This window comes from Marivita sp. (genome assembly GCF_020055675.1).
Lineage (GTDB): Bacteria > Pseudomonadota > Alphaproteobacteria > Rhodobacterales > Rhodobacteraceae > Marivita.
The window spans coordinates 25551-51524 of the sequence record NZ_JAIPUS010000003.1 but is presented as its reverse complement, the minus strand read 5'-3'; the positions used below and the strand labels follow the sequence as shown (position 1 = coordinate 51524).

At 63.2% G+C, this 25974-nt stretch carries 25 protein-coding genes; 10 read left to right on the top strand and 15 right to left on the bottom strand.

All coding sequences use genetic code 11. The annotated features are described in order from the left end of the window. Nucleotides 1–28 precede the first annotated feature (28 nt). Entirely contained in the window at nt 29–1441 is a 1413-nt protein-coding gene (locus LCF59_RS03285) for a diguanylate cyclase (RefSeq protein WP_292285551.1), read from the top strand. Nucleotides 1442–1454: 13 nt separating this feature from the next. Here the strand turns inward: LCF59_RS03285 and LCF59_RS03280 are convergent, their stop codons facing one another. From LCF59_RS03280 to LCF59_RS03265, 4 genes are all read right to left on the bottom strand, one after another. After that, complete coding sequence (locus tag LCF59_RS03280; RefSeq protein WP_292285549.1) at nt 1455–1937, bottom strand: periplasmic heavy metal sensor; 483 nt, start codon at nt 1935–1937, stop codon at nt 1455–1457. 1 nt (nt 1938) lies between these two features. Further along, nucleotides 1939–2280, bottom strand: coding sequence for a hypothetical protein (locus LCF59_RS03275; RefSeq protein WP_292285547.1), 342 nt, complete (start codon nt 2278–2280; stop codon nt 1939–1941). Then, nucleotides 2255–2854: a sigma-70 family RNA polymerase sigma factor gene (locus LCF59_RS03270; RefSeq protein ID WP_292285545.1), complete on the bottom strand. Its 600-nt coding sequence runs from the start codon at nt 2852–2854 to the stop codon at nt 2255–2257. Before LCF59_RS03270 ends, LCF59_RS03275 begins: the two co-directional genes overlap by 26 nt. Before the next feature lie 78 nt (nt 2855–2932). Then, a complete protein-coding gene (locus tag LCF59_RS03265; RefSeq protein WP_292285543.1) occupies nt 2933–3337 on the bottom strand; it encodes an EF-hand domain-containing protein in 405 nt (134 codons plus the stop codon). Between the two features lie 285 nt (nt 3338–3622). Here LCF59_RS03265 and LCF59_RS03260 point away from each other — a divergent pair, with 285 nt between their 5' ends. Continuing rightward, a complete protein-coding gene (locus LCF59_RS03260) occupies nt 3623–4018 on the top strand; it encodes a DUF983 domain-containing protein (protein WP_292285541.1) in 396 nt (131 codons plus the stop codon). A 27-nt stretch (nt 4019–4045) separates the two neighbouring features. Then, entirely contained in the window at nt 4046–4753 is a 708-nt protein-coding gene (locus LCF59_RS03255; protein ID WP_292285539.1) for an NUDIX hydrolase, read from the top strand. Nucleotides 4754–4983: 230 nt separating this feature from the next. Here the strand turns inward: LCF59_RS03255 and LCF59_RS03250 are convergent, their stop codons facing one another. Then, nucleotides 4984–5802 (bottom strand): trypsin-like peptidase domain-containing protein, encoded by an 819-nt coding sequence (locus tag LCF59_RS03250; RefSeq protein WP_292285537.1) that lies wholly within the window; start codon nt 5800–5802, stop codon nt 4984–4986. Nucleotides 5803–5988: 186 nt separating this feature from the next. Next, nucleotides 5989–6750 (bottom strand): NAD kinase, encoded by a 762-nt coding sequence (locus tag LCF59_RS03245; RefSeq protein ID WP_292285535.1) that lies wholly within the window; start codon nt 6748–6750, stop codon nt 5989–5991. Nucleotides 6751–6920: 170 nt separating this feature from the next. On the opposite strand from LCF59_RS03245, the gene glyA reads away from it, so the two are divergent. After that, nucleotides 6921–8216 carry a serine hydroxymethyltransferase gene (glyA, locus tag LCF59_RS03240; protein WP_292285533.1) on the top strand — a complete coding sequence of 432 codons (1296 nt, stop codon included), beginning with the start codon at nt 6921–6923 and terminating at the stop codon, nt 8214–8216. 348 nt (nt 8217–8564) lie between these two features. Continuing rightward, nucleotides 8565–10124 carry a 2-isopropylmalate synthase gene (locus LCF59_RS03235; protein WP_292285531.1) on the top strand — a complete coding sequence of 520 codons (1560 nt, stop codon included), beginning with the start codon at nt 8565–8567 and terminating at the stop codon, nt 10122–10124. Between the two features lie 58 nt (nt 10125–10182). Here LCF59_RS03235 and LCF59_RS03230 read toward each other — a convergent pair whose 3' ends face one another. Both LCF59_RS03230 and LCF59_RS03225 read right to left on the bottom strand, forming a co-directional pair. Then, on the bottom strand, nt 10183–12630 hold the full coding sequence (locus LCF59_RS03230) for a ligase-associated DNA damage response DEXH box helicase (RefSeq protein ID WP_292285529.1): 2448 nt from the start codon (nt 12628–12630) through the stop codon (nt 10183–10185). A gap of 119 nt (nt 12631–12749) precedes the next feature. Continuing rightward, complete coding sequence (locus tag LCF59_RS03225; RefSeq protein ID WP_292285527.1) at nt 12750–13340, bottom strand: riboflavin synthase; 591 nt, start codon at nt 13338–13340, stop codon at nt 12750–12752. A 107-nt stretch (nt 13341–13447) separates the two neighbouring features. On the opposite strand from LCF59_RS03225, the gene LCF59_RS03220 reads away from it, so the two are divergent. From LCF59_RS03220 to LCF59_RS03210, 3 genes are all read left to right on the top strand, one after another. After that, nucleotides 13448–14755, top strand: a complete 1308-nt coding sequence (locus tag LCF59_RS03220; protein WP_292285525.1) for a capsule biosynthesis protein CapA — start codon at nt 13448–13450, stop codon at nt 14753–14755. Nucleotides 14756–14862: 107 nt separating this feature from the next. After that, on the top strand, nt 14863–16002 hold the full coding sequence (locus LCF59_RS03215) for a polysaccharide biosynthesis/export family protein (protein ID WP_292285933.1): 1140 nt from the start codon (nt 14863–14865) through the stop codon (nt 16000–16002). 7 nt (nt 16003–16009) lie between these two features. Beyond that, nucleotides 16010–18034: a capsular polysaccharide biosynthesis protein gene (locus tag LCF59_RS03210; RefSeq protein ID WP_292285523.1), complete on the top strand. Its 2025-nt coding sequence runs from the start codon at nt 16010–16012 to the stop codon at nt 18032–18034. Here the strand turns inward: LCF59_RS03210 and ribD are convergent. From ribD to LCF59_RS03195, 3 genes are all read right to left on the bottom strand, one after another. Continuing rightward, the gene (ribD, locus tag LCF59_RS03205) at nt 18010–19128 is read right to left on the bottom strand and encodes a bifunctional diaminohydroxyphosphoribosylaminopyrimidine deaminase/5-amino-6-(5-phosphoribosylamino)uracil reductase RibD (RefSeq protein WP_367273341.1); all 1119 of its coding nucleotides are present in this window, start codon (nt 19126–19128) and stop codon (nt 18010–18012) included. The two genes, LCF59_RS03210 and ribD, sit on opposite strands and share 25 nt — an antisense overlap. A 2-nt stretch (nt 19129–19130) precedes the next feature. Next, nucleotides 19131–19610 (bottom strand): transcriptional regulator NrdR, encoded by a 480-nt coding sequence (nrdR, locus tag LCF59_RS03200; RefSeq protein WP_292285521.1) that lies wholly within the window; start codon nt 19608–19610, stop codon nt 19131–19133. Nucleotides 19611–19782: 172 nt separating this feature from the next. After that, complete coding sequence (locus LCF59_RS03195) at nt 19783–20190, bottom strand: secondary thiamine-phosphate synthase enzyme YjbQ (protein WP_292285519.1); 408 nt, start codon at nt 20188–20190, stop codon at nt 19783–19785. 134 nt (nt 20191–20324) lie between these two features. On the opposite strand from LCF59_RS03195, the gene LCF59_RS03190 reads away from it, so the two are divergent. Both LCF59_RS03190 and LCF59_RS03185 read left to right on the top strand, forming a co-directional pair. Beyond that, entirely contained in the window at nt 20325–20999 is a 675-nt protein-coding gene (locus LCF59_RS03190; protein WP_292285517.1) for an SDR family oxidoreductase, read from the top strand. Nucleotides 21000–21009: 10 nt separating this feature from the next. Beyond that, complete coding sequence (locus LCF59_RS03185) at nt 21010–21207, top strand: hypothetical protein (RefSeq protein ID WP_292285515.1); 198 nt, start codon at nt 21010–21012, stop codon at nt 21205–21207. Between the two features lie 26 nt (nt 21208–21233). Here the strand turns inward: LCF59_RS03185 and LCF59_RS03180 are convergent, their stop codons facing one another. The 4 genes from LCF59_RS03180 to LCF59_RS03165 form a co-directional block, all read right to left on the bottom strand. Then, the gene (locus LCF59_RS03180; protein ID WP_292285513.1) at nt 21234–21512 is read right to left on the bottom strand and encodes an HlyU family transcriptional regulator; all 279 of its coding nucleotides are present in this window, start codon (nt 21510–21512) and stop codon (nt 21234–21236) included. A gap of 3 nt (nt 21513–21515) precedes the next feature. After that, nucleotides 21516–23519 carry an RNA polymerase sigma factor RpoD gene (gene rpoD / locus LCF59_RS03175; protein ID WP_292285512.1) on the bottom strand — a complete coding sequence of 668 codons (2004 nt, stop codon included), beginning with the start codon at nt 23517–23519 and terminating at the stop codon, nt 21516–21518. 112 nt (nt 23520–23631) lie between these two features. After that, nucleotides 23632–25578: a DNA primase gene (gene dnaG, locus LCF59_RS03170; RefSeq protein WP_292285510.1), complete on the bottom strand. Its 1947-nt coding sequence runs from the start codon at nt 25576–25578 to the stop codon at nt 23632–23634. Nucleotides 25579–25651: 73 nt separating this feature from the next. Further along, nucleotides 25652–25954 (bottom strand): hypothetical protein, encoded by a 303-nt coding sequence (locus tag LCF59_RS03165; protein WP_292285509.1) that lies wholly within the window; start codon nt 25952–25954, stop codon nt 25652–25654. Nucleotides 25955–25974 lie beyond the last annotated feature (20 nt).

Genomic DNA, 25974 nt, shown 5'->3' with positions numbered 1-25974 from the left:
TTAACACCTGTTCCAATACGGAGGCGTCGTGCCCGGTCACGTCCTCATCATCGACGCCGTGTCGAACCGGCGTATCCATCTGCGCGCGCAACTGGACACCGCCGCCTACGCGGTCGATCTGGCCGACACGCTGCGGGACGGACTGACGCGCCTTCAGCACGATCCGCCGGATGTCGTGATCCTCGCCGATGATCTGCCGGGGCTGCGGCTGCGGCAGGTCTGCAAGGCCCTGCGCGCCAATACCAAGACCCAACTGACCACGATCGTGGTGGCCGTGGCGCGCGAAAACCATTCGGCCCGGATCAGCGCGCTGAGCGCGGGCGCGCATGACGTGATCGACCATCACTCGGACGCCTCCGACCTGCGGGCGCGACTGCGCAATTTCATGCGCATCCGCCAAACCACCGAAGAAACGCAGCACCAAAAGCAGGGACTCACCACCGGTCTCGCCGAAGCCAGGCAGGACTTTACGCCCAAGACCCGCGCCAGCGTCATTGCCACGGGCGGCACAAAGGACATGACCACCCGCATCGCGGCGATGCCGGACGACAGCGGGGTGCGTGCCCATTTCGTCACCGCCCTGTCGGCCCGCCGCACACCGGATCCGGAAACGGACGTGTTCGTGATCGTCGAATCCGGATCGGGGCCGGATGCACGCGACCTTCTGGGCGCCCTTCTGACCCATCCCGACAGCCGCCACGCGCGCATCCTTTTTGTGTCCGACAGGGGCGCTCCGGCGGCGTCCCCGCTCGATCTCGGCGCAGACGATCATGTGCCGCATTCGGTAACACCCGCCGAACTGGCCGTCCGGATCGGCCGGCTCGCCCGCCGCAAACAAGAGTCTGACCGCGCGCGAAGCGCGGCCAGGCACCTCAACGAATTGGCCTATACCGACCCGACGACCAAGCTCAACAACCGGCAGGCGATGGACGCATATCTGACCCGGTTGGACCGCACGCTGGCCGAACATCCACGCCCCCTGGCGCTGCTGATCGCCGACCTCGACCATTTCAAGGCGATCAACGACAACCACGGTCACGCCGCAGGAGACGACATTCTTGCGCATATCGCGACACTGCTGAAATCCGGCCTGCGCGAAGGCGACTTCATCGCGCGCTACGGCGGCGAGGAATTCCTGATCGTCCTGCATGATGTCGGCCCCGGCCAGGCCCGCAGCGTCGCCCAGCGCCTTGGCAACCGCGTCGCCGCGACTCCGAAACGCATCGAGGACGGGCCCCATGTGCGGGCCACGATCAGCATCGGGCTGGCACATGCCAGCCGCACGGACCGCCTGTCGACACGCGCGCTGCTGCGGGCGGCTGATAATGCGCTCTACCTGGCCAAGGGCAATGGCCGGAACCGTATCGAAGTGGCCGGTCAGCAGGATTTCGAACGGCTGCCGGCCCGCGCGGTTGACGCGGTCACCCAGGGCATGACCTGACCGGTGTCACCAACTACCGGCGCGCCCGGTCGGCCAAAGTGTCCAGATTATCCTCGATCCGGGCGGCATAGGCGGCGCGCTCGGCATCGCTCATCGCGGCGATCCGCTCTGCCAGGGCCGCGCGGCCGATCGCGTCGCGCTGCGCCCGTCGCGCCGATTGATCCCCCAGGAGAGCGGCAAAACCCTCCGCATCAAAGGGCGTCGCGCGCAGCGCCGCAAGGCTGGTGCGGAAATCTTCGATCATGCCGCCCCGGTCGCGGGCCCTGTCGCGCAGGTTTTCCAGAAGGTCCTGCCGAAGCGCGCGCCGGTCCGTCGGATCGAGCGCCCGGATAAAGACCGGCACCGGATCGCCCCGATCTCGCAGGGCCCGGTGCTCCGGCCCGCCGAAAACGAAGGCCCCGGCGACCGCGCCGATCACCAGCAGGTTCAGGGCAAGCGACCCCAACAACGTCAGGCGCAGCCACAATGGCGTTCGCGGTTTTGCCGTGTCCACCATGTCAGCCATCCACCAGCAAGAGATCAAACGCGCTCAACCCGGTCCCTGTGTCCAGCGCAGCGCTGGTCACCGGATCGAACGCAAACATCACGTCATCGGGCATCGCGCCGCCAACCCACAGACCGGCGCAGGCCGTTGCCGCCAGCCCGGCCATCGCGGGCCAGCCCCCCAGGGTGCCAAAGATCTGCCGCCAGACCGGCAGGCGCCGGGGTTGGGGCATCTCGGCCGCGGCATCCGCCATCACCCGCGCCAGCAGGCCGTCGGGCATCTCTGGTCGCGCCTGCCGTGCCTGCGCCAATGCCGCTTCGAGCGGATCGTCAAGAGGAGGTTTCGACTGTGTCATCCATATACCCCAAATTCTCGCGCTGACCGCTCAGACGCGCGGTCAAGGCCCGTTTGCCCCGCGCGGTCAGACTTTCCACGGCCCGCGGGCCGATGTCCATGATCCGGGCGATCTCGGGATTGCCCAGCCCGTCGATATGGCGCAGCACGACCGCCTGCCTCTGGCGGTCGGGCAAGTGCATCAGCGCCTCTTCCAGCGCCATCTGCCGGTCCCGCGCCTGAAGCAGCGCCTCGGCCCCCGGTTTGCCATCGGCCATTTCGCTGTCCTCCGGCAACCCGGCGGGCCGCGTCTTGCGCAGCCGGTCGATACACAGGTTCGCCGTCACCCGGTAAAGCCAGGTGCGAACCGACGCCGCCCCCTGCGCGTCCCATCCGGCCGCCTGGCGCCACAGGCGCAACATGGCCTCTTGCGCCACGTCCTCGGCCTCGGCGCGGTCGTTCAGCATGCGCACCGCATGGGCATACACCAGCGGCGCAAGGCTCTGCGCCAATGCGCGCGCGGCGGCAGGCTCGCCTGCGGCATAGGCTGCAAGCAATTCCGCCTCGGTCTCGGGATCGGACTGTCTCTGGCTCATGCCACCGCGCTGGTTACTCTCGGATCAACTCTAGCATGGACCCCGGACGATGCACGCGCACCGCCCGAAGCGTTTGGCTCAGCGGTGGCCGTGGCGCATGCCACCTTTCATTCCGCTCATGTGGCCCTTCCGCATCTCCGCGAATTCCTCTTCGCTGATCATGCCGTCCGCGTTCGTGTCCAGACGGTCGAACATCGCACCCTCGCCCCGGCGTGCGGCAAACTCGTCCTCCGACACGGCGCCATCGCCATCGCTGTCAAGCCGCGCAATCTTACGCGACCCGCGGTCTTGCATGTGGCCCCGGCCGACGGAGTCCAGCTCTTCGGCGGTGATCTGCCCATCGCCATCCGTGTCCAACCGCGAGAACATCTCCGCAGGCCGTTCGCCGCGATCCATCCTGTCCTGCGCCAGAACCACGGTCGCTGCACCGGTGACACTCATGGCCGCGACAACAAGGGCCATGACCTTCTTGTTCAAAGTCATCTCGTTTCCTTTCCTGCCCGGCACGCCGGCCGGACCCTGTGGCTTGGTGGATCAAGACAAGGCGTTTGCCCTTGCCATCCACTTCGTTCCACGCAGGGCGCGTCCGATCCCGTCGGATTTATTTGCCGGGCGGGGCATTTTTTTCTCCGCACGGTCGGTCCCCGTCGCCAAAGTCCCGCGCCGGCGGCCAATCGGCCAGGATGTTTGCGACATCCAGCCGCAAGGACAGTTTGGCAACTGTCCAATATGTCTCGCGCTCTGCATCTTGCGCGCAGGAGAGCGAACATGGCGACATCACACGTAACGACACATGACGAGCGTGAAACCTGGCCGGCCCTGCGCAAGGGCTGGAGCAGGAAATGCCCCAATTGCGGAAACGGTCCGCTTCTGCGCGGCTATCTCAAGGTGCGCGACACCTGTCCTGTCTGCCGCGAAGAACTGCACCACCACCGCGCCGATGACGGTCCGGCGTATCTGACCATCCTGATCGTCGGCCACCTGATGGCGCCGCTTCTGCATATCGTCTTCGTGCAGTTCCGCCCCGAACCGCTCGTGCTCTTCACGATCTTCGCGGTTGGCTGCGTCGGGCTGACGCTTTACCTTCTGCCCCGATTGAAAGGGGCAATCGTCGCGTTCCAGTGGTCGCGCTACATGCACGGCTTCGCACCCGGCACCGGCTGACCCCTGCAGCGCAACAGGGGGTCCCGTGTGACCGACGCACCGAACATCGACAAATCCGCGCTCCGCGATGCCGCCACGGTGATCGTCCTGCGCGACCGGGGCCACGCCCCCAGCATCCTGATGGGCCAGCGCGGCGCCAAAGCCGCCTTCATGCCGAACAAGTTCGTCTTTCCCGGCGGCGCGGTCGATCCCGAGGATGCGCATGTTCCCTTCGCCAATCCGCTGTCACCGCTCTGCGAAAGCCGCCTGCTCGACGATGCGCCGCCGGGCTGCGCGCCCGCCCTCGCCGGCGCCGCGATCCGCGAACTCTGGGAAGAAACCGGCCAGGTTCTCGGCACACCCGGAGAATGGCCCACCCCGACACCGCGCAATTGGCGCGATTTCGCGGCGCAGGGCCAACTGCCCAACGCAGCTCCGCTGCAATTCGTCTTCCGCGCCATCACGCCGCCAGGCCGCCCGCGCCGGTTCGATGCGCGGTTCTTCCTGCTCGATGCGGAGGACCTCGCCACGGACCCGGACGATTTCTCGGCGGCCTCCGACGAATTGGCGCATCTGCAATGGATCGCCCTGGACAAGGTGCGCGGCTTTGATTTGCCCTTCATCACCGAGGTCGTCCTTGCCGAAGTCGCAGCCCGCGCCAGGGACCGCGCCCCGCCTGCGTCGGTGCCGTTTTTCCGCAATGACGACGAGGAAAGCCTGTTCCTGCGGCTCCACGGCAAACCGCTGCCAGACTGAGCTGCCGAACTGATCTGCGTTATCGGGCCTTCCGTACGCCACGCGCGCTCGAACGGCTTGTGCAGGATATCCTGCTTCCGCAAGGCGCCATCGGGCGGCTACACAGCCAGATCGTCATGGATCAGGCCAAGGACGACCCCGCGTTGCCGCTGCCGACATGAGCCCCGCGCACAAAGACGCGCCCGACACGGGCCAACAGCCCCTTTCGGGCCGGGACAGGTGACCGCACCTCAATCCACCGTGACAAAGCGCGCTCCGCCAGAGGTCGAGCGTTGCCCGATCGTGACCCGCTTGGCGCCGGCCGACACCGGCGCACGGGCCGCATCGTTCCGCATCTCGCGTCTGAGTTTTGCCACGGTCGCCGGCAAGGACATGCCAATCGCGTCCTTGCTGCCATCCTCGAACGTGCTCATCATCGAAATCACCGACGCGATGCGCAATCTGCCATCGACTTTGACGAACACCGGCGCGCCGGAGGATCCGAAGGTCACATCGCAGTCAAAGCTCATCAGCCCGCCGCGATATGTTTCCTTGTGCCGACACCCGGATTCGCGCTGGAGCGATGTGTTGCGACCGCGCCCATATGACACCAGCGTGACCTTGCCCTTGCTCGACACGCCGTCATGCACCTTGAACGGTTCGGCCTCGGTGCTGAAAATCGGCCTGTCCAGCCGCAGGAGCGCCAGGTCGGTCCGCACTTGGTCTGTCAAGGAGGCATCGCCCGAACCAAGATAGCCATCGGCCAGAACGATCTTGTCGATCCGCCGCGTCGCGGCGACAAAGTCATGTGCCAGACCGGCATGAAAGCGCATGGGCGCTTTTGGCAACAGGGTTTGCCGGGACGTGTCCACCACGCAATGCGCGGCGGTCAGGACCAATGTCCTGGTGATCAGTGCCCCCGTGCAGGTGCTGCCCCCAAGGTCCAGCCGCCCGACGCCTTCCCAGCCCAGAAGCTCACCGCGCCGGTCAAGACGGTCGCGCTCCTGAACCTGCGCCATGCCGGGGGCAAGCAGAAGCACCGCAAGGATCACGTAGCTCAAAATCCGCATGTCGTCTTGCCTTCTCGAAACCGCGCAGCGGGGCGGCATACAAGACGGATGGGGCACAAGATGGGCCGATTTGCGGCAACGGCTTGCAAAGGGTCTGGATCGGGCAAAGGTTAAGAAACTGTGAACCGGTCTCTGTAACCCATTGATTTCAGGGCGTGCCGCCGCGTCCCACGCGTGGGACGCCGCTCAGACGAACTGTTCCCGGATCAGCCGCTCCTCAAGCCCGTGACCCGGATCGAACAGCACCCGGTGGGCCGTTGACGGCTCTGACCGGATATCGACCCGCACCACGTCCCGCACCGCGCGGGAATCCGCCTCGGCCATGACCGGCCGCTTTTCCGGGTCCAGAACCTCGAAGGTGACCTCCGCCGTCTTGGGCAGCAAGGCCCCCCGCCAGCGCCGCGGCCGGAATGCCGACATCGCCGTCAGGGCCAGCACATCCGATCCAATGGGCAGGATCGGACCATGGGCGGAATAATTATACGCGGTCGACCCGGCAGGCGTCGCGACCAGGGCCCCGTCACAGACCAGCTCGGCCATCCGAACCCGCCCGTCCACGCTGATCCGCAGCCGTGCCGCCTGCGGCCCCGCCCGCAAAAGCGAAACCTCGTTGATCGCCAGCGCCCGCTGCGTGATGCCGTCCATGGTCGTGGCCAGCATCGACAGCGGGTTGATCACCTCTTCTTGCGCCCGCTCCAGCCGTGCCTCCAGATCGTGCTCGGAATACTCGTTCATCAGGAACCCGACCGTGCCCCGGTTCATCCCGTACACCGGCGCCGCCAATTCCTCTGTCCGGTGCAACGTGTGCAGCATGAACCCGTCGCCCCCCAGCGCCACGATGACGTCGGCTCCGTCCTCGGCATGATCGCCGTATTTCCGCGTCAGCCCGGCCTTGGCCGCCTCGGCAATCGGCGCGGAACTGGCGGCAAAAGCGATACGCATCGACATGAGAAATGCTTCCTATCGGGGTCATCCCGGTCCGAAACAATCACAAACATTCCCGCCACGCCAGACGTGGCGCAGCTTTCTGGCCTAGGATCGCTTTCCCGCATTTGCCTTTTCCCCCGTTTCCGATAGGTAGACAGTCATCGAAAATATGCTTCAAGGAGGCGCAGCCCATGAATGCCCCGCACCGCGAAACCGGCTTTTTCACCAAATCCCTGGCCGACAGCGACCCTGACCTGTTCACGTCGATCACCGACGAACTGGGCCGTCAGCGCGACGAGATCGAGCTGATCGCATCGGAAAACATCGTCAGCCGCGCCGTGATGGAGGCGCAGGGATCGGTGATGACCAACAAATATGCCGAAGGCTATCCGGGCCGTCGCTATTACGGGGGATGCCAATACGTCGATGTGGCCGAAAACCTTGCCATCGAACGGGCCTGCGACTTGTTCGGCTGCAGCTTTGCCAATGTTCAGCCCAACTCAGGCAGCCAAGCCAACCAGGGCGTGTTCACGGCGCTTTTGAAGCCAGGCGACACGATTCTCGGCATGAGCCTGGACGCGGGGGGGCACCTGACGCATGGCGCCGCGCCCAACCAGTCGGGCAAGTGGTTCAACGCGATCCAGTACGGGGTGCGCAAGGAAGACAACCTGCTTGACTATGATCAGGTGCAGGCGCTCGCGACCGAGCATCAGCCCAAGCTGATCATCGCGGGCGGCTCTGCCATCCCGCGTCAGATCGACTTTGCCAAGATGCGCGAAATTGCCGACAGCGTCGGCGCCTACCTGCATGTCGACATGGCCCATTTCGCCGGATTGGTGGCTGCAGGCGAACACCCCAGCCCGTTCCCCCACGCGCATGTCGCTACCACGACGACCCACAAGACGCTGCGCGGACCGCGCGGCGGCATGATCCTCACCGACGACGCGGCGCTGGCGAAGAAATTCAACTCCGCCATCTTCCCCGGCATTCAGGGTGGGCCCCTGATGCACGTGATCGCCGCCAAGGCCGTGGCCTTTGGCGAGGCGCTGCGCCCGGACTTCAAGATCTACCAACAGAACGTCATCCGAAACGCACAGGCCCTGTCGGATCAGCTGATCAAGGGCGGTCTGGACACCGTGACCCATGGCACCGACACCCATGTGGTGCTGGTCGATCTGCGCCCCAAGGGCGTCAAGGGCAACGCCACGGAAAAAGCCCTGGGACGCGCACATATCACCTGCAACAAGAATGGTGTGCCCTTTGATCCGGAAAAGCCGATGGTCACCTCCGGCATCCGCCTTGGCACGCCGGCCGGCACGACACGTGGGTTCGGAGAGGCCGAATTCCGCCAGATTGCGGATTGGATCATCGAGGTCACAGATGGCCTTGCGGCCAATGCCGAGGATGGCAATGCAGCGGTGGAGGACAAGGTGCGCAGCGAAGTCGCAGAGATGTGCGCCCGCTTTCCGATCTATCCCGACCTCTGAGCGCGGCGCAGGACGCGTCGATGCATCCTGGCGTTTGCCTCAACGGACGCTCTTGGGGGCCAGCCCCCAAACCCCCGGGATATTTTTGAACCGAAGAAGCACAGGACGCTCCCGAAGCCGGGGGCGTCTTTTTTTCCCAAACGACTTTTCTTTCGGGAATTGCTGGGTATGATATCCTGCATGACATGTTTGGCCCATATCGCATTCCGCTCGCACAGCTGTGCGCCTCTTGCGTTGGCCACCCGTCTTCTCCTAATCCGCCTCTGAGCGCGGCGCATCCGGCGCGACCGCTCAGAGGATGACCGTTTCGCGCCGACGGATTTGGACAAGACATGAAAGACCCTGACCATGACAAGCACTGACAAGAACCGCGTGGTGATCTTCGACACCACCCTGCGTGACGGCGAACAATCTCCCGGCGCGACAATGACGCATGCCGAAAAGCTCGAGATTGCCGAGCTGCTGGACGATATGGGTGTCGACATTATCGAGGCCGGGTTTCCCATCGCCTCGGAAGGCGATTTCCGCGCCGTGGCCGAGATTGCGCGGCGCAGCAAGACATCGGTGATCTGCGGCCTTGCACGTGCGCAGCTTCCCGATATCGACCGCTGCTGGGAGGCGGTCAAACAGTCCGAGCGTCCGCGCATTCACACCTTTATCGGCACCTCGCCGCTGCACCGCGCGATTCCGAACCTCGACCAGGATGAAATGGCGGAGCGGATCGAACAGACCGTGACCCACGCCCGCAACCTGTGCGACAACGTGCAGTGGTCGCCGATGGATGCAACGCGCACCGAGTGGGATTACCTCTGCCGCGTCGTGGAGATCGCGATCAAGGCAGGCGCGACGACGATCAACATTCCGGACACCGTCGGGTATACCGCGCCCGTGGAAAGCGCGGACCTGATCCGTCGCCTGATCGAAACCGTGCCGGGCGCCGACGAGATCGTCTTTGCCACGCACTGCCACAACGACCTTGGCATGGCGACCGCCAACGCCCTCGCCGCCGTCGAGGGCGGCGCGCGGCAGATCGAGTGTACGATCAACGGGCTCGGTGAACGCGCGGGCAACACCGCTCTTGAAGAGGTGGTGATGGCGCTGAAGGTGCGCACCGATATCATGCCCTATCACACGGGTGTTGACACCAGGAAGATCATGCAGATCTCCCGCCGGGTCGCGACCGTTTCGGGATTTGCCGTACAATTCAACAAGGCGATTGTCGGCAAGAACGCCTTTGCGCATGAATCCGGCATCCACCAGGATGGGATGCTCAAGAACGCCGAGACCTTCGAGATCATGCGCCCCGAGGATGTGGGTCTTGCCGCGTCCTCCCTGCCTTTGGGGAAACATTCCGGCCGCGCCGCGCTGCGCGCCAAGCTCAAGGAATTGGGCACCGATGTCGGGGACAACCAGCTCAAGGATATCTTTGTCCGGTTCAAGGACCTCGCCGACCGCAAGAAAGACGTCTATGACGAGGATATCCTCGCGCTTGTGACGGCGACAACCGAAGGCTCGGACGCCTTGCAACTGGTGAACCTGAAAGTCGTTTGCGGCACCGCCCCGGCCGAAGCCAGTATCGAGATGGAGGTGGACGGAAAAGAACACTCTGCCACCTGTGCCGGCGACGGCCCCGTAGATGCCACGTTCAAGGCGATCCGGCAGGTGCATCCAAACAAGGCCAAGCTGCAACTCTATCAGGTCCACGCCGTGACCGAAGGCACCGACGCACAGGCGACGGTCAGTGTGCGGCTGGAAGAAGACGGCATGATCTCGACCGGCCAATCCGCCGATACCGATACGGTTGTGGCGTCGGCCAAGGCCTATATCCACGCGCTCAACCGGTTGATCGTGCGGCGCGGCAAGACCGGCAAGGACGTCAAGGAAATCTCGTACCGCGATGTGACCTGAAAAAGATGCGTGCAGGCAAGGGCACCCGGCGCAGGGTGAGTGCCTGCACGCACCGTGATCAATAGGGCACGCGCCATTTCGGTTTGCCGGGTGCCGCCTCGACCCGCGCGAGGCCGCTGGTTTCCATCAGGCGCGTGACCTCTTCTTCCAGCAATCGTTCGTCAGCGGAACCGCGCACCGGAACCCGGCCCGGTTCGAGGAACAGCGGTGCTGCGAGCGGTGTCACGCGATCGAGACGAAGCAGGTCGATGCGGTCACCGACCCGTTCGGCCATCTCGCGGATGCGGGCGAAATCGACCAGCCCGCGCATCGCCTCTTCGCGGGTGATCTGCATGAGCAGGTGATCGGGATCGTATTTCAGCAGCGTGTCATAGAGGATATCCGACGACATGGTCGCTTGCCGCCCGGTCTTGCGCTGACCGCCAAGGTTGCGTTCGATCAGCCCCGCGATGGTGGCGCAGGCGCGGAACGTGCGTTTCATCACGGCGTTGCCCGCAAGCCAGCCTTCGAGACCAGCCTCCAGCGCGTCGATATCAAAAAGCGGCGCGGGGTCGATCACCGCGTCCAGCCCCCAGATCAGCACGGCGTAATCGGTGGCGACAAAGCCCATGGGAGCCAGGCCTTCCTCCTCCATCCGCTTGGTCAGCAACAGCCCCAGCGTCTGCATCGCGTTGCGCCCGGCGAAACCGTAGACGACAAGCTGTTCGCGCCCGTCATGCCGGAAGCTTTCGATCAAGAGCCGCCCCGGTTCAGGCAGGCGGCTGACCCCGCGCTGCATGTGCAACCAATCGCGGGTATGGCGCGGCAGGTCGGGCCAATCGTCCTGTTGGAACATTCGGACAATGCGGTTTGAGAGCTGCGTGGAGGTGGCGAACTTGGTGCCCATGAAGGTGGCGATCTTGGGTTTGCGTCCGGGGTCGCGGGTGACTTCGACAGTCAATTCGCGCAAGCCCTCGTAGCGCACGATCTGGCCGCCGATCAGAAACGTGTCGCCCTTGGTCAGCGTGGCGGCAAAGCCTTCCTCGATTTCGCCCAACGGCGCGCCGCCGCGGCCCCGCCATTTCACCTTGAGCGTGTCGGTGTCCTGGATCGTGCCGATGTTCTGCCTTATGCGCGCGGCGGACCGGGGATCGCGCAATTGCCAGCGCCCGTCGGGCAATTGTGTCAACCGCTGCCACTGGTCATAGGCACGCAGGGCATAGCCGCCGGTGGCGCAGAAATTCAGGCAGGCGTCGAACCCGTCGCGGCTCAGATCCGCATAAGCCCCGGCGGCGGTCATCTCCGCATAAAGCGCATCCGCATCGAAGGGGCCGGAACAGGCGGCGATCAGGATATGCTGGCACAGCACATCGCGCGGGCCGCGCCCGCGCCATTCGCCGTCCAGATCATGCGCCTTCACTGCCTCCAAAGCCGCAACGCATTCGACCACTTCGAACCGGTTGGCGGGCACCAGAAGCGCCTTGCTGGGCGCGTTGTACCGGTGGTTGGCGCGCCCGATCCGCTGCACCAGACGTTTGACGTTCTTGGGCGCGCCGATCTGTATCACCAGGTCCACATCGCCCCAGTCGATGCCCAAATCCAGGCTTCCGGTGCAGACAATCGCGCGCAGATCGCCGCGCACCATCGCCGCTTCGACCTTTTCACGCTGACCGCGATCAAGGCTGCCGTGGTGGATTCCGATGGGCAAGGCGTCTTCGTTGGCAAGCCAGAGGTTGTGAAAGAAGATCTCGGCCTGCGCGCGGGTGTTGTGAAAAATGAGCGTCGTGTTGTGCTGTTTGACCTGTTCCAGCACTGCCGGAATGCTGTATTTCGCACCGCCCCCGGACCAGGGCGGCGCCTCTGCCGTGACCAGCATGGAGATATCGGGATCCGGCCCCGGATCAGCCTGAACGATCTTGCATGGGTCGGGGTGCCGCGCCAGCAGGCGCGCGATGGAAGCGGGATCATCAACGGTGGCGGACAGACCGACACGGCGCAGGTCCGGGCACATGGTCTGCAACCGCGCCAGCGCCAGCATCAACTGGTCGCCGCGTTTGCTTTCGGCCAAAGCGTGAATCTCGTCCACCACCACCCGCTGCACATCCTTGAACATGCGCGGCGCGTCTTCGTAGCTGGTGAGCAGCGCCAGCGACTCCGGGGTCGTCAGAAGAATATGTGGCGGATCGGCGCGTTGCCGTTTCTTGATGTGCTGCGAGGTGTCACCGGTGCGATCCTCGACCCGGATCGCCAGTCCGGCCTCGTCAATCGGCGTGCGCAGGTTGCGCTTGATGTCTGCGGCCAATGCCTTGAGCGGGCTGACGTAAAGCGTGTGCAACCGCTCGCGCGGCGCCTCGGCCAGCTCTGCGAGCGTCGGCAGGAACCCGGCCAATGTCTTGCCACCCCCGGTCGGCGCGATCAGCAAAAGGCATGGATCGTCGGCGCGGTTCAGCATGTCCTGCTGATGCGGATGGATGGTCCACCCACGCGAGTCGAACCACGCGGCAAGGGAGGGAGGAAGGGCAGTCATCGCCTATACATATGCCACGCGGGGCCAAAGAAAACGGCCTATCGGCAAGGCCACCTGCCCCTGATCGCGAAATGTCGCGGCTCTCTCAGCAGGCGCGCGGCGCTGCGCAACGCGCCGCGCTACTCCTGCATCTCTGCAAGACGCGCAACATAACGCGCCAGCGTGTCGATTTCGAGATTGACCCGGTCGCCGACTTTGGACACGCCCCAGGTGGTCACCTCCTGCGTGTGCCGGATGATATTCACCCCGAAGCGCGTGTCATCAACTTCGTTCACCGTCAGGGACGTGCCGTCCAGCGCGACCGATCCCTTTGGCGCGATGAACCTGGAAAGGGCACGCGGTGCCTCGAAGGTATATCGCACGCTGTCTCCTTCGCTGCGCATCTGCACGATCTCGGCCAGACCGTCGATATGGCCGGAAACGATATGCCCGCCCAATTCGTCTCCAACCTTCAAGGCGCGTTCGAGGTTGACCTTCTGTCCCTCCGACCACGTGCCGATATTGGTCTTGTTCAATGTCTCTACACTGATCTCCACATCGAACCAGTCCGGACCAAGCTGCACAACGGTCAGACAGACCCCGCTGCAGGCGATGGACGCTCCGATATCGATGCCGTTCGTGTCGTAGCCCGTACCGATACGCGCGCGCAGATCGCCCGCGTGTTCGAGGCTGCGGATCTCACCTATATCCGTGATGATGCCGGTAAACATGATCTAGCCCCTTTTGTTTCTAGCCACACAAAACCTTGGGAATTTTCATTCTCAGAAGCATATCATTCATGATAGCTTATCCCTCATTCGAGGGGTACTGCGACACCATGGCAAACACAACGGTCACGCCGGAATCATCGTCTTCAAGGGTGTTCCTGTTTTTGCAGGGGCCGCATGGGCCGTTCTTCAGCCAGTTGGCCGATCATCTCAAGGAAACGGGCGCGCGCTGCTGGCGGGTGGCGTTCAACGCGGGTGATGGATCGAAGTGGCGCGACGGCGAAACGCTCTTGCGATTTTGCACCCCGATCGAGGAATGGCCGACCCGGTTTCTCGAATGGGTCAAGATGATCAGGGCAACCGATCTCGTGCTCTATGGCGACACTCGCCGCCACCACGCCGAGGCGATCGCCGCCGCGCGCAGTGCCGGATTGACGATCCATGTCTTCGAGGAAGGCTACCTGAGGCCCTATTGGGCGACCTATGAGCGCGACGGATCGAACGGCAATTCACGCCTGATGACGATCACCATCGAAGAGATGGAACGCGCGCTGACATGTACCGAGGAGCCCCCGGCATTGCCGCCCGACCGTTGGGGGGATTTGCGGATGCACATGGTGCACGGGGCACTCTACCATTGGCATGTGCTCTTCCGAAACCAGGCCTTCCCACATTACCATCCGCACCGCGATCAGAACGTGGCCGAGGAATTTCGTCTGCACCTTCTTCGGCTCCTGCGGCGTCCGCGCCACATTGTTGAACGCTGGATGACCACGCGCACAATTCGAAAGGCGGGCTGGCCCTACCACGTCGTCCTTTTGCAGCTTGACCACGATGCCAGTTTTCGCGCCTTTTCCGACTTTCCCTCGCAGACGGACTTTGTCGCGCATGTGATCGAAGCCTTTGCCAAGGGCGCGCCGCAACACCACCGGCTTGTTTTCAAGGCGCATCCGCTGGAAGACGGCCGCGCCAAGGTGGACATGCAGGTTCGGGACATCGCAAAGCGGCACGGTGTCGACGGGAGGATCAGCTTTGTCCGAGGCGGCAAGCTGGCTTTCCTGCTCTATGCCGCGCGATCAGCCGTGACGGTGAATTCGACATCGGCGCATCAGGCGCTGTGGCGCGGCCTGCCGGTACGCAGTTTCGGCATCAGCGTCTATGACAAGCCAGGCCTCGTATCACACCAGCCGCTGACCACGTTTTTCGCTGACCCGACGCCACCGGACCCGGTGGCCTATGCGATATACCGGCAATTCCTGCTGGAAACGAGCCAGATTCCCGGCGGGTTTTATTCGGCCAAGGGCAGGTCCGAACTTTTGCGCAATGTTGGAGACCGCATGTTGCGGTCGGCAGGTCCCTATCCACAACGACTGGATCCGTCCGAGACCGCCGCGCAACACTTGCGGCTTGTTCGCTAGAACGCCGATCTCCGGACGCTGGCCAAAGAGCCGATCTTTCGATACTTTAACGAAAAAACGAACCGAGGCAGACAATAACTGGTCGAGGAGACCGAGCAGTGTTCAAAATGAATTTCCGGTGGGCCAAGCCCATCGCGGTGGTGCTTTCGGCATCCCTCGTGGCGTCATGCGGCTTGCCGGGTGTCGGCCCGAACAAGAATCAGATCTTTGCCGGCTCCGTTCAACGCGAAGGCGATGCGTTCGTGGTGTCTGTCGACGACCGCGTGACGCGCGCAACCGCTGTGGTGCCTGCCCTGGGATTCACGCAGTCACTTGTGAACGCGAACGTGCAAAGCGCGGACATCATTCGCCCGGGCGACACGCTGGGGCTGACGATCTGGGAAAATGTCGATGACGGTCTGCTGACCGGTGAAGCCTCGAACGCGACCGTCCTCGAAGCGGTTCAAGTCGATGGATCCGGCTTTATCTTCGTGCCCTATGCCGGCCGCATCAAAGCTGCCGGGAACACGCCCGAGGCCATTCGCCGGATCATTACCAACAAGCTGGAAGACCAGACCCCCGACCCGCAGGTACAGGTGCGCCGAACGGCGGGCGACGGGGCGACCGTTTCGATTCTCGGCTCGGCCGGCGCGCAAGGCGTCTTCCCGATCACCCGCCCGACAAGCACGCTCGGCTCCATGGTGGCCAGCGCGGGCGGCGTCGGGACATCGCCCGAAATTGCCCAGATCACCCTGACACGGGGCAATCACAGCGAAACCATCTGGCTTGAGGATCTTTACGACCACCCGGAACTCGACATCGCCTTGCGCAATGGCGACCGCATCCTGATCGAAGCCGATCAGCGCGCCTTCACCGCTCTTGGCGCAGCCGGCGCGCAAACGCGGATGACCTTTGAAACGCGGACCCTGTCGCTGGTCGAGGCTCTGGCCCAGTTGGGCGGGTTGATCCCGACAACTTCTGACCCCACGGGTGTCTTCGTCTTTCGCAACGAGCCGGCGGATATCGCCAACGCGGTGCTTGGACGGAACGATTTCGTCGGCGCCCAGCGCATGATCTACGTTCATGACCTTACCGAACCCAACGGGCTCTTCACGGCACGGGATTTCCTGATCCGCGACGGTGATCTGATCTACGTCACAGAAGCGCCCATCGTTCAGTGGAACCGGACCATATCGTCGATCACCGGCACGCTGGGCGGCGCACAGAGCCTGACCACGGCCGCAACCGGCGGACCCCTGACCGAGTAAACGGGCCGTGCAGGCGGATCCACCCCCAACGCACGCCGGAGGCACCAGCCTCCGGCGACTTTACGTTTACAACAGCGGGTTTTTCACCCGGCGCCGGATCAAGCGCATTCTGGAGCTTTCCAGCTGGCGGGTGGCCCTCGGACGACCGAACTCCGATGACTGGATCGGCATCTGGGGCGCCGCCCCAAGCGCCAGACGTGGCACGTCGCAGGCCCGCGTGCGGGGTGCGCCCGTGCTGCGGGTCGAAGATGCCTTCCTGCGGTCCTTGCATCCGGGCCGAATTGCAAACGAACCACCGCTTGGCCTGACCCTCGACCGGACAGGCGTGCACTTCGACGCGTCCAGCCCGTCGGATCTGGAAACCCTTCTTATCGAAGAACCGCTGGACGATACCGCGGAGTTGAACACCGCGCGCGACCTCATGGCGCGTATGGTGCGCGGCAAACTGTCGAAATACGCAGCGTACGACCCGGACCTGCCCTTGCCCGACCCCGGCTATGTGCTTGTCATGGACCAGGTCGCGGACGATGCGTCAGTACATGCATCGGTCTCGGGTCCGGACATGGCCCGGGCAAGATTTGCCGAAATGCTGTATTTCGCACAAACAGAACACCCGAACAGCCGCATCCTGATCCGGGCGCATCCCGAGACACGGGCGGGCACGCGTCCAGGCCATTTTACAGACGATCACGCGCGGGGGCGCGTGTCCTTTATCGACGGTGCCCACGCGCCGATGGATTTGCTGGATGGCGCGATCGCGGTCTATACCCTGTCGTCGCAGATGGGGTTCGAGGCGATCCTCGCAGGGCACCGGCCCCGCGTCTTCGGGACCCCCTTCTATGCCGGGTGGGGGCTGAGTGACGACGAGATTCATCTGCCGCGTCGCCAGCGCAAACTCACCCGCAGTCAGATCTTTGCCGGGGCCATGATGCGGTTTCCTGTCTGGTATGATCCTTACCATGACCGCCTGTGCAATCTTTCCCGCGTGATCGACACGGTCGAGGCCACCCGCCGCGCTTGGACCGAGGACCGCGCGGGTTGGGTGGGCCGAAACATGCGCCTGTGGAAGCGCCCACATATGCAAAAGATCTTCGGCGCGCACCATCCCATGCGGTTCTCGGAAACCCCGTCCGGGACGGCACCTCGCGTGATGCGCTGGGGGGCGGGAGCCGACGAGGACACATGGACCGTCGAGGACGGGTTCATCCGATCGCAGGGCCTTGGCGCAGAGCTGATGCCGCCACTTTCACTGGTGCTGGACGATCTTGGCATCTATTTCGACCCATCACGGCCATCGCGGCTTGAACGGTTGATCGCCGACAGCGTTCACCTGCACGAGTCCTCGCTCAACCGAGCGCGACAGGTGATTGCCCGGATTGTCAAAAACGAGGTGAGCAAATACGCCGCTGATCAAACGGCGCCCGATCTGCCGGACAGCCAGGGGCGACAGGTTATCCTCGTTCCGGGTCAGGTCGAGGATGACGCCTCAATCCGGTTGGGATGCCCGGATATCACGACCAACGCCGCGCTTTTGCAACAGGTCCGGGCCAGCAATCCGGACGCCGTCCTTGTCTACAAACCTCACCCCGATGTGGTCGCCGGCTTGCGCCCCGGCGCGGTAAGTGGCGCGTCTGATTGGGCGGATCACATTGTCACCCATCGTGCAATCGCCCCGCTGTATGGCCAGATCGACGCGGTCTGGACCCTCACCTCGCTGAGCGGGTTCGAGGCGCTTCTGCGCGGAGTTCCGGTTACCACCCTGGGCCAGCCGTTTTACGCAGGCTGGGGTTTGACCACGGATCTATGCGCCATGCCGGCACGGCGCGGACAGTCCGTCAGTCTCGACGCTTTGGCCCACGCCACGCTCATCGACTACCCGCGCTATTTCGATCCGGTGACGGGGCAGGCCTGCCCTGTGGAGGTTGTTCTGGACCGGCTTGCGAACGGCCAGATCAAACAGCCAAAGCGCCTGAGGCGCCTGGCCAAGATGCAAGGGATGCTGACCAGTTACGCATGGATCTGGCGGCGTTGACGCACCCAGCTTTGCACCACGTCATCGCCGCTTTTCCACAGGTCGCACAAGGCAAAGCGCGGTGCGTCCGACAAGCGGTCGAGACCCAGGGCGCCGAGCGCAGGGCGCCCCTCGGCCCCGATGATCACACCGCCCATATGCACCTCCAACCGGTCCACCAGATCAGCGGCAATCAGGCTCGCAGCAAGCTCCCCGCCACCTTCGCAGAGCACCCGGGTCAGTCCCTCGCGCCCCAGCCGCTGCATCAGCGCGGCGATATCGACCTGGCGTCCATCGAGTGGCAGATGCAGCAGCTTGGCTCCGATACCGGACCAGGCTTCGCGCGCATCGATCGGCGCATCGTCGGAATGGCATAGCCAGACCGGCGCTTGATCCAGCGTCTGGCCAAGCCGCCCATCAGTTGGCATATCCAACCGTCTGGACACGACAATGCGCACCGGTTGTCGCGGCACATCGATCCCGCGTACCGTCAGCAGCGGATCATCCGCCCGCACCGTGCCCGCGCCCACCAGCACAGCGTCGTGACAGGCGCGCAAGCGATGCACACCCGCGCGCGTCTCGGCTCCGGTGATCCACTGGCTGTCGCCATTGGCGGTGGCGATGCGGCCATCAAGACTGGTGGCCAGTTTCAGGGTAACGAGCGGGCGACCGCTGGAGAGGCGGCAAAAGAACCCGGCATGATCATGGGCCGCGGCATCGGTGCCAATGCCGGTCTCGACCGCGATCCCGGCTTCGCGCAACCGGGCAAAGCCTTGCCCCGACACGCGTGGGTCCGCGTCGGCAAAGGGGGCGACGACGCGGGCAATACCGGCGGCGATCAAGGCCTCCGTGCAGGGCGGTGTCTTTCCGTGATGGGCGCAGGGCTCCAATGTGACATAGGCCGTCGCGCCCTTGGCCGCTGCGCCGGCCATGTCCAGCGCCTGCCTCTCGGCATGGGGGCGTCCGCCCGGCTGGGTCCAGCCTTCGCCGACCACGCGCCCATCCCGCACCACGACACAGCCGACCGCCGGGTTGGGCCAGGTGTTGCCCAGCCCCTGCCGACCCAGCGCCAGCGCCCGGTCCATATGACGCGTGTCATCGGGGGGGCCGGGCACGGTCACTCTTCAGGTTTGGATTTGTCCTTGTCGGACGGGCGCAACTCGCTGACAAACTTGTCGAAATCGTCGGCTTCCTGGAAATTCTTGTAGACGCTGGCAAAGCGCACGTAGGCAACCGTATCGATCCGCGCCAGCGACTCCATGACGATCTCGCCGATCTGCTTGGAGGGAATGTCCGTGTCGCCAAGGCTTTCCAGACGCCGCACGATGCCGGAAATCATCTGGTCGATCCGTTCCGGGTCCACGGGGCGTTTCTGCATCGCCATGCGGATAGAGCGTTCCAGCTTGTCGCGGTCGAAATCCTCTCGGCGTCCACTTGTCTTGACGACCACCAGATCGCGCAATTGGACGCGCTCATAGGTGGTAAACCGCCCGCCGCAAGCCGGGCAAAAGCGTCTGCGCCTGATGGCGACATGATCTTCTGCCGGGCGGCTATCTTTTACCTGTGTATCGATATTTCCGCAAAACGGGCAGCGCATTGGCCGTCCCCCTTCTTTTTCGTCTCTGCCTCAGACTGTGGGTTTCCCCCACTTATCCACAGCGACTATAGGTCAGCCGCGAGGTTTTGGGTAGCCCGGAATTTACCCCGCAAGGACTGGTGGTTCCGCTGCATCAGATTGCATGTGGACCCGGGTTTTCCGCGGCGCAAGATCACCCCAGATGCGCCAAAACGCGCCGCCTGTGAGGCGCGTTGCGATGTTCAAAGACATAAATGCCCTGCCATGTGCCCAATCCGATCTCCCCGTGCACCACCGGGATCGACAGGCTCACCGGCAGCATCGCCGCCTTGATATGGGCCGGCATATCGTCCAGGCCTTCATGGGTGTGCGTCAGGTAGGACATCCCCGGATCGGTGGTCGGCGGCACGAGGCGATGAAAATAAGCGCTCAGATCGGTCTTCACCTCGGGATCGGCGTTCTCCTGGACCAGCAGGCTGGCGAAGGTGTGCTGGATGAACAGCGTCAACAGGCCATCGCCCTGCACCCATGCCGCGACATCGCGCGTGAACTCGTAAAGGCCCGGGCCTGTTGTCTGGATTTCAAAGGTTGCATGTTTCATGCGCAATCCCGCCTCTGCATCGTGAAATACCTTGGATATACACAAAACGCGGCCTTACGGCACAGCGAGGGAACCTGTCCCACCCCCTGGCGCGTTATCTTTCCGACATGGACCACAAATCTCAGGACCCGATCATGCCCAACAAAACAATCTTCATCACCGGCGCATCGACCGGCATCGGCGCAGCCACAGCCCGCTTCGCCGCAGACAGCGGGTGGAATGTCGGCCTTTTCGCCCGCTCCAAGGACAAGTTGGAAAAACTTGGCCGTGAAATCGGCGACCGCGCGCTGGCTCTGCCCGGAGATGCGGCCCGGCTCGACGATCAGGTTCAGGCGCTGGACAACTTGGCGGATCACTTCGGCGCGGTTGATGCCGCCTTTGCGAACGCCGGCACGGGGCTGAGCGCAGCGGGCACCGAAGCCGGCGACCCGGACGAATGGCACAAGATGATCGAGTTGAATGTCATGGGCCTGCTCTGGACCACGAAGGCCGCGATGCCGCACCTGAGAAAGAGCACGGGGCATCTGCTGATGACGGGATCCGCTGCGGGACGGCGCCACATCAAAGGCTCTGTCTATGGGGCGTCCAAATGGTTTGTTCATGGCTATGGCGGCAATATGGCCGAGGAAATGCGCGAATGGGGCGGACGTTGTACCGTGATCGCACCGGGCATGGTGGACACACCCTTCTTTGACGAGCCGCATCCGGACAAGTTGCAAGCAGAAGACGTGGCAGACGCGGTTGTCTTCGCGCTCGGCGCCAACCCGCGCGCCAACGTGCAGGAAGTTTTCGTAATGCCGACGCAATAGGAGTGACAGGATGAGCACAGACAACACCGACCCGAAAAAGGGACCCGGCACAACATCGGACCCCAATCAGGCAGACCGAACCGGAAACCCCGGTCACGATCCCTTCAAGGATGTTCCCGATGAAACGGACGGGCCAAAACAGACGAACCGCGATCCCGAGACGGGACCGGGCACGACCAAGGACCCCAATCAGGCAGATCGGACATGATCACAGCGACAGGCTGACGACCTGATCTATTTGAAGATGCTGTCGCCCTGTTGGTCGACCAGCATCTTCGCCTTGCTCACCGACGCTTTCGCCGCGTCGCCGTAATCTTGCAGGCTATCGGCACGCATCATGAAATGTGATTTCAACGCGCCGTCGATTTCTTTTTCGATCTGCGCCCCGATGCGCCATGTGCCGCCGTCTTTGACCGGCTCTGGCCGGATCGTGTACCCGTTATGATGTTCCGGGGGTGCCGGCGGGGGCGATGAATCACCGCCGCCGCCAAAGAGCTTCTTGAGAAACGACATGGGTTACTGATCCAGGAAGCTGCGCAGCTTGCGGCTCCGCGACGGATGCTTCAGCTTGCGCAGTGCTTTCGCTTCGATCTGGCGAATACGTTCTCGCGTAACAGTGAACTGCTGACCCACCTCTTCGAGAGTGTGGTCGGTGTTCATACCGATCCCAAATCTCATCCGCAGAACACGTTCCTCGCGCGGGGTGAGCGACGACAGAACCCGCGTCGTGGTTTCCTTGAGGTTGTCCTGTATCGCGGCATCCAGCGGCAGAACCGCGTTCTTGTCCTCGATGAAATCGCCAAGCTGACTGTCTTCCTCGTCGCCGATCGGCGTTTCGAGGCTGATCGGCTCCTTGGCGATTTTCATCACCTTGCGCACCTTCTCCAAAGGCATCTGGAGCTTTTCGGCCAGTTCCTCGGGCGTTGGCTCGCGACCGATTTCGTGCAGCATCTGCCGACCGGTGCGGACCAGCTTGTTGATCGTTTCGATCATGTGCACCGGAATACGGATGGTGCGCGCCTGGTCTGCGATGCTCCGCGTGATCGCCTGGCGGATCCACCATGTCGCGTAGGTGGAGAACTTGTAGCCCCGGCGGTATTCGAACTTGTCCACCGCCTTCATCAGGCCGATGTTCCCCTCCTGGATCAAATCCAGGAACTGCAAACCACGGTTGGTATATTTCTTGGCGATGGAGATCACGAGGCGCAGGTTCGCCTCGACCATTTCCTTCTTGGCCTGCCGCGCCTCTTTTTCGCCTTTCTGGACCTGGGCGACGATGCGGCGGAATTCAGATATATCTAGTCCGACATACTGACCCACCTGCGCCATGTCGGCACGCAATTCCTCGGCCTTGGGCAGCGAGCGTTCGATGAACATCTGCCAGCCACGGCCGGTCTTTTCGCTCATCTCTTCGAGCCAGTTGGGGTCAAGCTCGCGACCGCGGTAGGCATCGACGAATTCGCGGCGGTTGATGCGCGCCTGGTCGGCCAGCTTCACCATGGACGAATCGATCGACATGATGCGCTTGTTGATCCCGTAAAGCTGATCGATCAACGCCTCGATCCGGTTGTTGTGCAGGTGCAATTCATTCACCAGCTCAACGATTTCCGAGCGCAGCTTCTGGTAACGTTCCTCGTCCACCTTGCTGAAGGAACCGTCCTCGTTGAGCGTTGCCGAGATACGGTTGTCCTGCATGCTGGACAGTTCTTCGTAGTCCTGTGCAATCCGGCCAAGCGTTTCGAGAACACGCGGCTTGAGCGCGGCTTCCATCGCGGCGAGCGACATGTTCGCCTGCTCTTCCTCGTCCTCGTCATCTTCTGTCGCAATCGGATTTCCGTCCGCATCAAGCTCCTGCTTTTCTTCGGACTTCTTCTCGGAGGACGATGTGTTCGTCGCAGATTCGCCGCCGGTCTGGGTCGCAACGGCCGCCGCCACCTCTTCCTCGTCAACCATCTGGTCGCCGAATGTCGTCTCGAGGTCGATGACGTCGCGCAGCAGAATGTCCTCTGACAGCAATTCCTCGCGCCAGATCGTGATCGCCTGGAAGGTCAGCGGGCTTTCGCAAAGCCCGGCGATCATCGTATTGCGCCCGGCTTCGATGCGTTTTGCGATCGCGATCTCGCCCTCGCGCGAGAGCAACTCGACGCTGCCCATCTCGCGCAGGTACATGCGCACCGGATCATCGGTCCGGTCCAGCTTTTCCGATCCGCCCGACGCGACGGTCACGTCACCGGGCTTGGCGGTCTGCACAAGATCCGTGGCGCCCTTGTCCTCTTCCTCGGACTCTTCATCCGCCTCGGTGATCTGGATGCCCATTTCGGACAGCATCGACATCACGTCCTCGATCTGGTCGGAACTGACCTGATCCGGCGGTAACACCTCGTTCAGTTGGTCATACGTGATGTAGCCGCGTTCACGCGCGTCTGCGATCATCTTCTTGACCGCAGTCTGGCTCATGTCGAGGCTGACATCTTCTTCGCGGTCTTCAGTCTTGGCGTCATCGTTATCTTTGGCGGCCATGGATGCTCCTGTCGAGACGGGGCGATTCGATTGACCCGAATCAATAGCGCGAATAAGTGATTCGCACACCCGTTTACCCTGTTTCGTTTACGCTTTCCTTAGCAAAACACCGTCAGCTGCGGGGTTTATCGAAGCGAATTGTCTCCATCAAAGCGGCAAATGCGCTGCGTTCCTCCCGATTTATCGCGGCCCCGTTGGGGCCAAGATCATATTCCGTCCTGTCTTCGGACTGTGCCCGCTGTGCGGATTGCCGGGCCTGTGCTGCCTGGCCTAGCCGCCATGTCAGCGTTTCGTCTGCCGACGCATACAAATCTTCGGCGGCTTCGGCGATTTCCGCATCAAGCCCCGTCCCCGCTTCGAGTTTGGCCAGTTCTTCGGCAATGGTCTGGCGGGCCAATTCCGGATCGCCGGGGTTGCGCAAACACGGGGTGATGGCGACATGGCGTGCGCGGCACAGCATTTCAAGGGCATCATCGCCAACAGCCGCATCAGCAGCGGTGCGCACCGCCTCCACCGTATCACCGGCGTGGCGCAAAAGACACGCCTTGAGCGCGGCATGGTCACGATCGGCGCAGGGCATTTCCTCGATCTTGGCCTCGAATTCGGGGATCAGCTCCGGTGTGACGATCAGCGCAGCAAGAATCACCGCCTCGCGCAGTCGGATTTCCACATCCTTGCCGCCTGCCACCAGAAGCGATGCTCGCGTGTCATCTGCCGGTTTGGACGGGGCTTGCATAGTGAATCGGCGTCGGCCGGGATGCGCTTGCCGCGATGGCCCGCGAAACAGCTCCCAACGCAGACGCTTGATCTCTTCGCCGTAATGGTTGCGCAACGACGGGTCCTGAATCGTGCGAATGCGGTCGCGCAATGTCTTGTCCAGCGCCGCCTTGCGTTCCGGGCTGTCGAACACACGCCCTTCCGTCTCGCGTCGCCACAAAAGCTGCACCATCGGCTGCGCATCGGTCAGCAGGGTGCGCATCGCGTCGCGCCCTTCGGAGCGGATCAGGTCATCCGGGTCCTGGCCTTCGGGCAACAGCACAAAGCGCAAGGATTTTCCCGCTTCGAGAAGTGGCAAGGCCGTGTCGATCACCCGGTACGCCGCGCGCAGCCCGGCGCCATCACCGTCCAGCGCCATCACCGGCTCGTCGGTGATCCGCCACAACATCTGTAGCTGGTGCTCTGTCACGGCTGTCCCCAAAGGCGCCACAGCCGCCTCGAACCCGCCTGATGCCAGCGCGATCACATCCATGTAGCCTTCGGCCACGACCAACGGCTGGCCCTTGCCGGCCGCCTCGCGCGCCGGGCCGTGGTTGTAGAGCGTCCGGCTCTTGTCGAACAGCGTGGTTTCCGGGCTGTTCAGATATTTGGCATTGTCGTTGGGGTCCATCGCACGACCCCCAAACGCGATGGCCCGTCCGCGCGGATCGCGGATCGGGAACATGATGCGGTTGCGGAACGTGTCATAGGGTTTGCCCCCCTTCTGCGACGGTTTGGCCAGGCCCGCCTCGATGATCTGTTCGCCCGGCACGCCATGCCCGATCAAATGGTCCCAAAGCGTCTGCCAGCCGGGCGGAGCAAACCCGATGGCGAAGCGCTCCTGCGTCGCCTGGTCCAGGCCGCGGCGGGCCAGGTATTCGCGCGCATCCGCCCCGGCACCGCTGCGCAATTGCCGGCCGAAAAAGCGCACGGCCTGCTCCATCACCTCGGTCAGCCTGGTCCGATGATCGGATTTCTCCTGCGCTTGTGGATCGCGTTTCGGCATCTGCATCCCGGCCTCGGCGGCAAGAATTTCCACCGCCTCCATGAAACCGACATTCTCGGTTTCGCGCACGAAAGAAATTGCATCCCCTTTGGCCTGACAGCCAAAGCAGTAATAATAACCTTTGCGATCATCGACATGGAAACTGGCCGACTTTTCCTGGTGAAAGGGGCATGGTGCCCACATGTCGCCCTTGGCCTGGTTCGATTTGCGCGTGTCCCACAGAACCTTGCGGCCAACCACCTGCGACAGGCTTGTGCGGGTGCGCAATTCGTCCAGAAAATTCGGTGGCAGGCTCATCACCGGAATATCGGGCTTTGCCAGCCAAGAGTCCAGTGGGGCGCGGCACCAGAAGGTCCCGCGCGATACGTGCTTATTGCGACATGCAAGCCTGATACAGCGCGTTGCTGACCTCCTGGGTCAACTGCTCTTCAGGCAGGCCGTAAATCCATTCGACCATCGCCGGAACCGCAACTTCATAGCTTTGCGCATCTTCCGGCAGCATTCCGATCACACGCCTTTCAGCGCGGCGGGCGTTCGTGCCGTTCTTGCGCTCGGACATGATGTTGGTCGCGATCTGGCCCTGTTTGAGGCATTCGGTGTCGTCTTCCTGACCGGCCGCGGGGATCGTCAAGCAAAACGTCAGGGCTGTGGTGGCAAGCGCAGTGCGGAGCATGTGCATCCTCGTTTGGTGGC